This window comes from Nocardia cyriacigeorgica (assembly GCF_029868385.1).
Lineage (GTDB): Bacteria > Actinomycetota > Actinomycetes > Mycobacteriales > Mycobacteriaceae > Nocardia > Nocardia cyriacigeorgica_F.
The window spans coordinates 1-9,422 of the sequence record NZ_JARWNX010000044.1 but is presented as its reverse complement, the minus strand read 5'-3'; the positions used below and the strand labels follow the sequence as shown (position 1 = coordinate 9,422).

The following is a 9,422-nucleotide window of genomic DNA, read 5'->3' as shown; positions in this document are numbered from 1 at the left end:
GATCGACCCGCAAACGGGTAGAGCAATGACACTGCCGCGGAAAACATGCTGGGCATTCACACCATCCGGGCCCACCGGCCCGCACCCACCACATCACACCCACAGCAGATGGTTCGCTGATGACACCAAAACACCACCCCGAACAACCCCGAGACCCAATTTAGCACCATCGAGACAGCCGAAATCGGTTCTTCCACAAAAAGATTGGAGTTCAACTACGAAATATTCAACCGTTGAATATTCCACCGGAGTCGATGAAAGCCCCCGTATGAGTGTGAATCGACGGCTGCCCGTTCAGGCTTCCGGCGGAAGGATCGGCGGGGCGAACACGTCCTCCAGCGGTGTCGGCCCGGTGTAGCGGCGGCAATTGCAGCCCAACCACTCTCGCATCCCGTGCATTCCGCGCCGGGAGATCTCGGCATGGCACTTTCCGGTCTCGCGATCGTGTAGCGCCAGATCGTGCCCGCAACCGCAGCGCGGGCGAATCTGCTTGCATCTGGTGTCCATGAACATCGCACTATGGACCGCTGCCGGGTTGCTGGCCGCCATCGCCTCGACCGGCGGCGCCACCAAGGTCTTCCTGCCCAAAGCCGAGCTCGACGAACTCGGCGCGAAATCGGGAGGGGGATGGACCGAGCACGCCGGTGCCGGATTCGACAGGACCTCGGCATACTCGAACTCCTCGCCACGGCGGGCCTCATCCTGCCCGCCGTGCTCGATATCGCGCCGGTAATGGTGCCGGTGACCGCCGTCTGCTGGATTCTGCTGATGCTCGGCGCGATGGCCACCCACGCCCGATGGCGGGCGACGGTCATGCCACCCGCCTGGCAGACTAGCCAGGCCCGCATATCGGGTGCCGAATCAGGTTTCGGCAGAGTCCAGAAGAGTTCATCGGCCTGAGGGGCCGGGGCGTAGTCGCGTTTGCCGCCGCGACTACGCGGGTGGACACAGTGGTCCGAGTGTTGTTCGCCTTCGCGTCGGTGCTGCCGGGGTGCGCAGTCACTCGGTCGACGAGATCGGCCGGGTCTGCCGCGGGGCGGCCCACGCACGGTCACCGGGGTCCGCTCGTGTGAATTCGTCACTCGCGGCTCGAGGTGATGCCGGGTGGGGGCGCGGGCTTCGACCAGGTCTCGGTCGGCAGCAGATTCGCGGTCAGAGCGTCCGCGGCCATCCTGGCGACGAGGTGGGCGAGTTCGGTCGCGTGTGCGGGGTCCTCGTCGAGCACGATCAGCCAGGCGTACAGCGGGCCCAGTAATAACGCCTGGACGACCGCCACGTCGGGCCGACGGGTCAGTTCGCCGCGGGCGATCGCGCGGTCGAGCAGGGTGCCGATCACGCGGCGTTCCACGGTCAGGAATGTCGACGCGAAGCGGTTGCGCAGTTCGGGATCGGCGCGGACATCGGCGAGCAGGCCGCTCAGGGTGTCTGCGCTCGAACCGCTGACCTGCTCGCCGATCCGTTCGGTCAGCTCGCTCAGATCGCCTTGCAGACTCCCGGTATCGGCGGGCGCGGCTTCTTCCACGCCGTGCAGCAGGACCGAGAAGGTCATCTCCTGTTTGGTGGCGTAGCGACGGTAGATCGCGGCCTTGCTGACCCCGGCATGCGCCGCGACCGCATCGACGGTCAAGCCCGCGTAGCCGTGCTCGCTGATCACGGCCATCACCGCGGCCGCGATCGCCGTATCCACCCGTTGCTCACGGGGCCGCCCACCCGTCTGCTTCGCGGTACCCATGGGCTCAGCATACGAAACTGTCAGTTTCGATAGCAACAGTCCCGTAGGCAGGCGCGCGCCGACTACCATGAGCGCAGCACGGAGGAGGGAGTTTTCATGACGGTGCTGAAGCCGGTCGGCATTTTCCGGGAGATGTACAGCGGGGGCCACGACGAGCTGCCATCGCTGTTCGGATCGTTCACTCAGCGCACCATCGAGGATCGCGCCCAGATCCTGGACTACCTACGCGCCGCACCACCCGTCCTCGACGTACTCGACGTCGAACGCGACCTCGTCGACAACACCAAGAACATCACCAGCGCCGGGTCCCTGATCTCCGACGGCATCTGGATCTGGCGAGTCGACTCCATCCACTACCTGTCCCGCTACGCCATCGACATCCCCGACGAATTCCTCCGCCACGTCCGCGCGCTCGACTACCGCCCGCCCGCCGCGGTCCCGTACACCGAGGAATTCGACGCGGCGATGATGAGCTACTTCTGACGGTCTCCGGCCCGTACCCAAGGCCAGGTCATCAACGCCCACACCGCGAGCAGTACCGCCGCGACGGTCCCCAGATACCACGGCCACGGCCCGAGCACATCGAGCAGCGACGGGGTGGATGGCTTGCGGTTGACGAATCCGTAATTGGTGTCCGCGAGCGAATTGACCACGAAGGTGATCGCCACCCACACCACCGTCGCCGCCACCGCGAACCGGTAGCTGCCCCAATCCGGGCGCATACCCACACCCCACGTCAGATAGATCGCCGCCCAGACGACCAGCAGGTGGATGGCCCAGAAACCCAGGAACTCGTAATGCGGAAAGTCCTGACTCTCCAACGCCGGTGACACCAGCGCCTGCGTGCTCAAGGTCAGGCACCAGTAATAGGTCAGCGCATACGCCCACCGCTGCTGCGTCATCAGCGCGAACCCGGCGACCATCGTCGCCAGATCCGTCAATCGCAGCGGAACCGACTGCCCGATCGTCGGCGGAAACATCGTGGACAGCAGTATCACCAGATACACCCCGAGCGTCACAGCCCCGAATCCACGACTGAATCCGCTTGGCGCACCACCCTTCCCCTCCCTCCGCCCCACCAGAACCACCACCACCGCCCCCACCAGAAACACGGCGAGCACAACCCAATGCGACACCCCGTACGCGGAGAACTCCCTGGCCACCGGTGGGTTCACACCATCCAGGGTAATGGTGGATCGCGTCGCGGTGGGCGGGGTGCGCACCACCGGCGAGCCCATCGAGCCCCAGGAACCGCGGCGATATCGCTGACGTTCGGTAGGCCACTTCGCACGGCGAGATCGCGATATCCGGCGGAATCATTCCGGCCGCTACTCTATTCCTAGACGCCTTCTGACTTCCTTGGCGTGAGGGAGGTAATCGGCCAGATCCTTCAACCACTCGGTGAATGTCATGCCGCTGTCACGCGGATCGTGGGTTTCCTTATAGATCCAGAAATGCGGATCAGGTCTTGTCAGATCTTCCGGACGGAAGTAGTAGAACATATAGCCCTGGTGGGTTTGGAAGATGAACGACCCTTCGAATGGGGTGAAATCCTGGTTGTCGTCGACAACGATTTCGCGGGCGAGATCCTTGGCTTCGAGTAGCCATTCATAGTCCCATTCTCCTGATCGTGCGAGCCAGTATGGATTCTTCCCGCTGAACCTCAGAAACTCGCGGTAGGAATCCGGGATCGCCATCACTCCCTGCGCGTTCATGAGTGCTGTTATTTCTGTATCAGTGCACCTCTTGGCGACTGTGAGATCCATATGTCCTCATGGGATGTCCTCATGGGTGAGATTTGTTTGCGCGGTGGAAAGTGTGAGTTTCGAATTGAGAATGCCCCCTTGTCGAGCGTTCTCCACGATACTTGGTGGCGAGATGTCTATTTCAGTCGATTTGAATTCCGTTCTCGTCCCAATTATGTACGGTATGTAGCCTGCCGAAATCGTCGAAATGTTTCTCCGTTGCCAACTGTCCGTTCTCGTGCCACCTTCGGAATATTCCGTACTCCAACCCGTGACGTATCTGCCCCTCCATCCTCAGTTGACCATTTGGCCACCATTCCCGTGTAGCCCCGTGTGCGATCCCGTCTACATAGAATTCTTGAGACAGTAATTGATCTCCGATCGATTCCACAGCCTCACCGGTGAACGGCTCTCCATCGTATAAGAGTCGGAGATCATCGCCCGAATCGGTCTCGTCGAGGTTGAGATCAATTCGTTTCATATCAATCGGGTAGCGGTGCATGGTCCGGGTATTTCGGTCCGGGCTCCGGGATCCACTGGCGCGACCGGACCGAAATAGTAGCCGCACGTGCCCGTCGAATCGAACGTGAGGACACCGGCCGACCACATCAGGTCGGGAACTCGCCGAGCCACTTGCGCTCGAGGAGGGCGTTGGGGAGGTAGTCGGACTCGACGTCGATGGAGAGTCCCGCGTCGTAGGCGAGGCATGTAATGGCGAGCGGGCCGAGGGCCAGGTAGCCTACGTTGCTCATTTCCCGCTTCTCGTTGGCAGTCCAGTATTTCTTGTGCAGGCGCACTGCCTCGGCGAGGGCCTGATTGAAGTCATCTTGATTCCGGCGGAGGAACTGATGAAACAGTTCGATCGGCTGGTACAGGATGTAATTCAATAGATCGCGTGGCGCGATGGTGGCTGCCGATGGATCCGATTTCTCGATGGTTCTGGTCAGCTTCTCAACGAGGCCGTCGCGTTCCAGCCAGTAAGTTTGCAGGGTGTCGACCCAGTCATAGATGTATTCGTCGTACTCCGCACCGGACGCTCGGAGCAGCTCGATCGGGATATTGCAGAGTTCGCTCATGCGTTTCTGATCGCGGCACACGATGGCAAGCCAGAATGCAAAGAGCCAATTTCCCGCGCTGGTCGCAGAGTTCGGACCCGTACCTGGAAAAACTCGTTGTTCATGGTCGATGAAGCATTGTGTGGGAGTGCCTTTGGGTGTGTTTGCGGCAGTGAACAGAGCGGCCGCGATCTGTAGGGCACTGACGACCGCTTGCCAAGTCTCGATTTTCGAGCCCCGGGGGTCGATTGCTAGTTGTGCGTAGAGATTCGTCTGTGCGGTAGCGAGTATGAGATCGAACTGGGGTGGCCTCCCGTTGTCCAACCAGGACATTGTTTTCTCGAGCTGCTGCTCGTAAAATTCAGCATATTCCCGATCGTCGGTTCCCGGAGAGTAATGCCGTTCGATGCTGATCAAGTCTGAACCTCACTGTTGTCGATGTTGAACCGAGAAAGCGAGTATCCGTTGTATTCGCCTTCATTGCGATTTCCCTTGACAAGTATATAGTCGACGCGACCGGCCGCGAGAGCTTCCCTCAGCTCTATCGCCAGCGCTCTCTCCGTCGGGTTGGTCTTACCGCGCTCCTCCATCTGCTTTATGATGTCCTCGAAATATTCTCGTGTCCCCTGAGATGCGCGCCGACCATCAGCGATGTTACGGGCACCTAATTCGGTGTCGACGCTACTCTTTGCCTCGACAACGACGTACCGGCCGTCCTCGGTCAGCCATACCTGATCGAACTGGTCATTCCCGTTCTTGGGTCCGTCGAGCGGCTGGGGCGTTGCATTGGGATAGTGCTCAGGTATGACGTGATGTGCTGCGATGGACTCGCCGTATGCCTCCGAAGCATGGCCCATCTCAGTATGTTTGGGCGAATGGTCCGCTTCAGCGAGCCGGACCGCTTCCTGATTTTCTGGAGTGTCATCTGTCTTCAGTCGTTCCCGAAGTTCCTTCAGTTTTCGTTCGGCAGCCTGGTCTTCGTCGATGGCCTCTCGGCGCGTTTGGGCGGCCTCGTCCAGACGTTTCAGCGCTTCCGGCGTGGCGGTGTCCCGGCCGTAGGGGACAGACTCGACCAGCTGTCGCTCTTCGCCTGCTTGGACTTCCTGATGGGGATCCGGAAGGAGGTGGTACCGCGGCGGAATCGGTGGCGGGGCGTCGGATGCCGCAATCAACCGCCCGGTATCGCGGTCGCGGACGAGTTGGGGTGGAACTTGGCCCGATTCGTCAGCTTGATCGATCGAGTGCCGGTAGATGATCCCCCTGCGGTCGACGCGGTAGTACCTGTCGAAGTACCCGGGCTCTTCGTTTGCGCGCCTGACTTGTTCGCGCATGATTCTTCGCGCCTCTTCGCCGTCGGAGGCCGGTGATGGGTCGGCGGCCATGTAGTCCACGGGCTGGTCTGGGTCTGACGGCGGTGTGGCGGTGGGCTCATGGCGGGTGGGGGTGGGGGTTTCGCCGGTGGGGGAGGTGGGGTGGTGGGTTACCCATTGGCCACCGTTGCGGATGTGGGCGGGGGAGTCGGGTTTGTTGGGGACGCCTACCGCGTCGGTCGCGACGGTTACGGGGGCGTTCAGGCGGTTGGCCAGGTCTTGGGCGAGGGTGGGGTTGTTGGCCAGGTGGCATCCGGCGATTCGGACGGGGGTGCCGGGGGTGTAGTTGGGGTTGTCCCGGATGGCCTGGGCTATCTGGTCGGCGGTGAGTCCGGGGTCGCCGTTGCGGTCGGCGTGCATGATGACGTCGAAATCGCCCTCGTTGCGGAGGTTTTCGCGGACGCGGTGGGTGGTGGGGTCGTCGCCGATGCTGGTGCTGTGGGGAGTGTGGTCGATGTTGTCGGGGAGACGGGTGTCTCGGGGTTCGTCGGGTTCGGTGGAGTCGGCCCGGTTCGGGTCGGATGGTTGGTTCGGGTCCGTTGGCTTGGTTGGGGGTGTGGAGGTGTTGTCGGTCGGGCGGGTTGAGATGGGCGCGGTGGGGTGCGTTGTGGAGGGGTCGGCCGATCGGGGCGAGGTGGCGTTGGGGGCGTTGTTGGGTTGGGTGTGGTTCGGGGTGGACCACGGGGAGGAGTTGGGGTCGCCGCCGCCCATACGGTTGAGGCGGTCCAGCCATTCCTTGGCAGTGCGCTTGGGGGTGTCGAAGGCTGGGGTGTAGTTGGAGGCCGGGTTCTGGTTCGGAACGGCGTGCTGGTTCGGGCGGCCCGAGTGTGGGGGCTGGCTCGGTGGGCGTTGGCCGGGATTCGGGGCATTGTTCGGGCGGCCGTTGGGGGAGCCGCCGCCGGGTTGGCCGGGGCTCGGGTAGTTGGCGTGGCCGGGGTGCTGGGTGGCGCCCTGGTTGCGGTAGGGGGCGTGCGCTGGCGGCTCCGACATCGGGGCGCGGGTGTCTGGGAAGTGCGCGGGGCGATCGGGGGTGTAGCTGTTGGGCGTTCCCGGGGGCGGGTTGTACGAGTTCGGCGATGTATTCGGGTTTGCCTGATCGGGGTAGCTGGGTGTGCCGGGGTGAGCCTGCGGGTGCGTGCGGGTGTTCGGGTGGCCTGGGGCTATCGGGCGATCCGGGGTGGGGTGCGCCGGGTTGTTGGCGAGTTGAGCGCGCTCGGCTTGGATTTCGGCTTCGGTCGGCTGGTAGCGGCCGATGTGCGGGTTGTACTGGCCCGCGTAGAAGGGGTCTCGGGCGATGGGGCGGCCGTCGTTGTAATGGGCGACGTATTTGTGGATGGCCGGGTTGTGGCCGGGGCGGTTCGGCGGCGGCGAATCCGGTTTGCGGGCAGCAGGATTTGTCGCGCGGTCGGCCGGAGTGTCCGTGTTCTGGTCGGCCGGGTTCGGCGGGTTGGGATTCGGGTTGCCGGGGCGGTCGGCTGGGTTCCCGGTCGGTGCGCTGCTCCGGCGCTCAGGGCCTGATGACGCGGTGGGCTGGGTGTTGCTGGGGTGAGGTCGGTCGGCGGGGCTTTCCGTGGGTGTGTTCCGGCGATCGGGGCTGGTCTGCGGATTCGGGTTTGTGTCGCCGAGGTGGGGCTGGTCGGTGTGCGTGTTGTTCCGGCGTGGCTGGCTGCGGGGCGCGTTACCACTGCCGGGGCGGTCGGTTGGGGCTGCGGTCGGCGCGGTGTCCGGGCGTGGGGGTACGGATGTCGGGTTGGGTTGCGTTGCCGGACGCGGCGTTTGGCCCTGCGGGGTGGGTTGCGCCGCTTGGGCGGGCGCGGATGCGGGGTCCGTGGGTGTGGTGGACCGCGGCGCATCGGCAGATTGGGTCGGGGGTGTGAACGTTGTGGGCGGTGGGGCGGTTGCCGTAGCCGCGGACGCTGCTGTGGTGGAGCTGTCTGCGGGGTTCGACGGATCTGTCGACGGGTTGCCAGTGCTCGCCGGTGAAGGCTGGCCGTCGATCGGGTTTGCCGACGTTGGGCGCGAGGAAGCGTTCGGCTCGACAGAGTTGGCTGGTGTGTTCGCGCCCGTCGAGCTGGCAGGATTGCCCGTTGCCAGAGCGGGGTTGTCCGGTGAGTTCGGCTGTGCCGGAGGTGTGCTCGGGCTCGGCTGGGAGGGCGCCTGGGGGACGTTCGCGTTGTCGGGTGGGGTCGAGGCCGACGGAGTGTGTTGGGGTGCAGTCGGATTCGACGTCGTCTGGGCGCCGCTGGTGGTCTGAGTTGCGGTGTTGTCCCGCGGTGGTGCGGTGGGGCCGGGCGGGTTATCGGGCGAGTTGGCGGCCTGCGGGGTGTGCGGTGCGGTTGGTGAGGTGGGGGTGCCGGATGCGCTCGGGGTCGAGGGCATGCCGGAAGACGGTGGCATGCCGGAGGACGGCGGTGCGCCGGTGGTGGGCGGTGTGCCGGTCGCGGGCTGGCCGGTGGAAGCGCTGTCCGGCGCTGGGGAGGTGGGGTTTTGGGTGCCGGGGGTGGTGTCCTGCGCGGGGAGGTCGAGGGGGTTGGTGGCCGAGCTGGTCGGGTTGTCGGCCTGGGTGGGCAGGTCCAGCGATGGCTCTTGGCTCGATGACGCGGGCGGGGTTTGGTTGCCCTGGTCCGGGAGGTCCAGCGAGTTGGTGTCGGGCGCGGTGGGGGCGGGTTGGTCGGGGAGATCCAGGGAGTTCGGGGGTTGTGTGCCGGTGGGAGTGCTGGTGGTGTCCTGGTCGGGTAGGTCGAGGGAGTTCGGGGGCTGAGCTGGTTGGGAGGGCTGGGTGTCTTGAGTGGGAAGGTCCAGGGAACTCGGGTTGGTGGGGTTGTTGTCAGGCTGGCGCGGGTCGTCGTTGCTGTCGCCGCCTCCGGTGGAGGGTGAGGATGGTGGGTTGTTCGGGGGTGGACTGTTGTCGCCGGTTCCGGTGCCGGTGGCGTCGGTGTCGCGGGTGCCGTTGTCGGGAGTGTTCGCGCCGGAGTTGTTGTCGCTGTTGGTGTTGCCGCCTTCGTTCGCGGTGATCGGGTCTCCGGCCTGGTTGCCCTGGTCTCCACCGGTTCCCCGGTCGGCAGGAGAAGGGCGGTCGGGCTGGCTATTGCTGCTGGAGTTGTGGTCGACGGTGGGGTCGCCGGGTTCAGTGCTGGTGGGGGACGTTTGAGTGGGTTGTTGTGGGGTCCGGTCGTTGCCGCTGGAGATGTTGTCGGGGTCTCCGGCGCTGGAGGTCTGGGTGGGTTGGTTCGGGGAGGTGGTGTTGTTGCCTTGGTCGCCGGTGGAGGCGGGCTGGGTGTGGGTGGGTGGTTCGTTGCCGTTGCCGTTGCCGTTGCCGTTGCAGTTGCAGGAGTCGTTTTTGGTGTTGTCTTTTGCGGGGGGGTGTTGTACCGGTAGAGCTCGTGCCGCCAGGTTCCTCTGTTCGGGCGAACTCCAGAAGGTTGAATATGAACACCCTTGACTTCGTCGACGATAAGTCGCTGCGCAGCGATGTACCCGAGTTCCTGCCCTGTGACACCCTCAATGTGCACGTGAAGGT

11 protein-coding genes are annotated in these 9,422 nt (G+C 64.1%); 4 read left to right on the top strand and 7 right to left on the bottom strand.

Annotated features, from left to right (window positions below; translation table 11 throughout):
• Positions 1–294: 294 nt before the first annotated feature.
• A complete protein-coding gene (locus QH168_RS13550; protein ID WP_280234968.1) occupies positions 295–570 on the bottom strand; it encodes a hypothetical protein in 276 nt (91 codons plus the stop codon).
• Between the two features lie 57 nt (positions 571–627).
• Here QH168_RS13550 and QH168_RS13545 point away from each other — a divergent pair, with 57 nt between their 5' ends.
• Entirely contained in the window at positions 628–900 is a 273-nt protein-coding gene (locus QH168_RS13545; RefSeq protein ID WP_280234967.1) for a DoxX family protein, read from the top strand.
• A gap of 178 nt (positions 901–1,078) precedes the next feature.
• Here QH168_RS13545 and QH168_RS13540 read toward each other — a convergent pair whose 3' ends face one another.
• Entirely contained in the window at positions 1,079–1,732 is a 654-nt protein-coding gene (locus tag QH168_RS13540; protein WP_280234966.1) for a TetR/AcrR family transcriptional regulator, read from the bottom strand.
• A gap of 96 nt (positions 1,733–1,828) precedes the next feature.
• On the opposite strand from QH168_RS13540, the gene QH168_RS13535 reads away from it, so the two are divergent.
• Positions 1,829–2,215, top strand: a complete 387-nt coding sequence (locus tag QH168_RS13535) for a hypothetical protein (RefSeq protein WP_280234965.1) — start codon at positions 1,829–1,831, stop codon at positions 2,213–2,215.
• Here QH168_RS13535 and QH168_RS13530 read toward each other — a convergent pair.
• From QH168_RS13530 to QH168_RS13515, 5 genes are all read right to left on the bottom strand, one after another.
• Positions 2,206–2,907, bottom strand: coding sequence for a YwaF family protein (locus tag QH168_RS13530; RefSeq protein ID WP_280234964.1), 702 nt, complete (start codon positions 2,905–2,907; stop codon positions 2,206–2,208). The genes QH168_RS13535 and QH168_RS13530 overlap by 10 nt on opposite strands.
• A gap of 153 nt (positions 2,908–3,060) precedes the next feature.
• Positions 3,061–3,498, bottom strand: coding sequence for an SMI1/KNR4 family protein (locus tag QH168_RS13525; protein WP_280234963.1), 438 nt, complete (start codon positions 3,496–3,498; stop codon positions 3,061–3,063).
• A 121-nt stretch (positions 3,499–3,619) separates the two neighbouring features.
• Positions 3,620–3,769 carry a hypothetical protein gene (locus QH168_RS27705; protein WP_432421089.1) on the bottom strand — a complete coding sequence of 50 codons (150 nt, stop codon included), beginning with the start codon at positions 3,767–3,769 and terminating at the stop codon, positions 3,620–3,622.
• A 316-nt stretch (positions 3,770–4,085) separates the two neighbouring features.
• On the bottom strand, positions 4,086–4,949 hold the full coding sequence (locus QH168_RS13520; protein WP_280234962.1) for an immunity 49 family protein: 864 nt from the start codon (positions 4,947–4,949) through the stop codon (positions 4,086–4,088).
• On the bottom strand, positions 4,946–6,892 hold the full coding sequence (locus tag QH168_RS13515; RefSeq protein ID WP_280234961.1) for a hypothetical protein: 1,947 nt from the start codon (positions 6,890–6,892) through the stop codon (positions 4,946–4,948). The genes QH168_RS13520 and QH168_RS13515 overlap by 4 nt, the downstream gene beginning before the upstream one ends.
• 934 nt (positions 6,893–7,826) lie before the next feature.
• Between QH168_RS13515 and QH168_RS13510 the strand changes: the two genes are divergently transcribed.
• Positions 7,827–8,156: a hypothetical protein gene (locus QH168_RS13510; protein WP_280234960.1), complete on the top strand. Its 330-nt coding sequence runs from the start codon at positions 7,827–7,829 to the stop codon at positions 8,154–8,156.
• A gap of 90 nt (positions 8,157–8,246) precedes the next feature.
• The gene (locus QH168_RS13505; protein WP_280234959.1) at positions 8,247–8,663 is read left to right on the top strand and encodes a hypothetical protein; all 417 of its coding nucleotides are present in this window, start codon (positions 8,247–8,249) and stop codon (positions 8,661–8,663) included.
• Positions 8,664–9,422: the final 759 nt, after the last annotated feature.

Coding starts and splice junctions, on each gene's coding strand:
- QH168_RS13545 (WP_280234967.1), top strand. CDS start 628: ATGGACCGAGCACGCCGGTGCCGGATTCGACAGGACCTCGGCATACTC.
- QH168_RS13540 (WP_280234966.1), bottom strand. CDS start 1,732: ATGGGTACCGCGAAGCAGACGGGTGGGCGGCCCCGTGAGCAACGGGTG.
- QH168_RS13535 (WP_280234965.1), top strand. CDS start 1,829: ATGACGGTGCTGAAGCCGGTCGGCATTTTCCGGGAGATGTACAGCGGG.
- QH168_RS13525 (WP_280234963.1), bottom strand. CDS start 3,498: ATGGATCTCACAGTCGCCAAGAGGTGCACTGATACAGAAATAACAGCA.
- QH168_RS27705 (WP_432421089.1), bottom strand. CDS start 3,769: ATGGAGGGGCAGATACGTCACGGGTTGGAGTACGGAATATTCCGAAGG.
- QH168_RS13515 (WP_280234961.1), bottom strand. CDS start 6,892: ATGTCGGAGCCGCCAGCGCACGCCCCCTACCGCAACCAGGGCGCCACC.